Annotated in this window: 1 protein-coding gene and 1 pseudogene; one reads left to right on the forward strand and one right to left on the reverse strand. The window is 38.8% G+C overall.

Going from position 1 to position 818, the window contains the following annotated elements:
• Positions 1–211: pseudogene (locus WS40_RS10880) on the reverse strand (amino acid carrier protein); the annotation flags it as partial.
• Between the two features lie 261 nt (positions 212–472).
• Here WS40_RS10880 and WS40_RS10885 point away from each other — a divergent pair.
• Positions 473–610 (forward strand): helix-turn-helix domain-containing protein, encoded by a 138-nt coding sequence (locus WS40_RS10885; protein WP_046442295.1) that lies wholly within the window; start codon positions 473–475, stop codon positions 608–610.
• The last annotated feature ends 208 nt before the right edge of the window (positions 611–818 follow it).

An 818-nucleotide genomic window follows, 5' to 3' on the forward strand; every position in this document is an offset into this window, starting at 1 on the left:
CCCCGCTCTTTTGTTTCGTCAGGGCACGCACCATATCCGGGAACAGGCGAACCTGCATAAAACGCGTACGAATCGTAAAATAAACCGCCGCCGGCACAAGAAATAGGATCAGCAGTGAAATGCCGATAGAACCGCCGACCGGCAGCGGAATTTGAAATAAGTCGCCCCACAGAAAATTGTAGGTGGCTTCAATAAGCTGTACAATAAACATTCTAAATTTCCTTCCCTAAATAGCAAAACGCCATAGTTATTAAAAGTTGTGCTTTATCACTTTCACCTTTAACAGTATACAGTAAAAAAGTTAAAAGCTCAATACAAACTTCTCTTTTATGTTTTATCTGAATCTAATTCATGTTACAATAAAATTCATGTACCAGACACATGTGTCTGCTTCCGAAATACAGCATTTCTCACTTTATGTCGTGTTTCCGGCAGATATTTTATTTTACTCTGTCATCAAGGAGGTTACAGTGTGAATCAACAAAAAATTGGAAGTTTCATCAGAGAACTTCGAAAGGAACAAGGTATCACTCAGGAACAGCTTGCCGAACAATTCAATATCTCCGCCAGAACGATTTCCCGTTGGGAAACCGGAGTTTCCCATAGTTAAAGATACCACACCAAATATGATGAACCCACGCTTATACACTACCAGCTATAATAAACCGCAAGGACAGCAATTTGATGATACTGCTGTCCTTTCTTTTATAAAATTGCAGTACACATAAAAAAGCTGTAAAATGATAAATATATTTGTCCTTGTAACAATTCTCGGACATTTGCCTGTTATACTATCTGCAAAAAGCAAAGGAAGTGAG

It is taken from the genome of Ruminococcus sp. N15.MGS-57 (assembly GCF_000980385.1).
Lineage (GTDB): Bacteria > Bacillota > Clostridia > Oscillospirales > Ruminococcaceae > Hominimerdicola > Hominimerdicola aceti.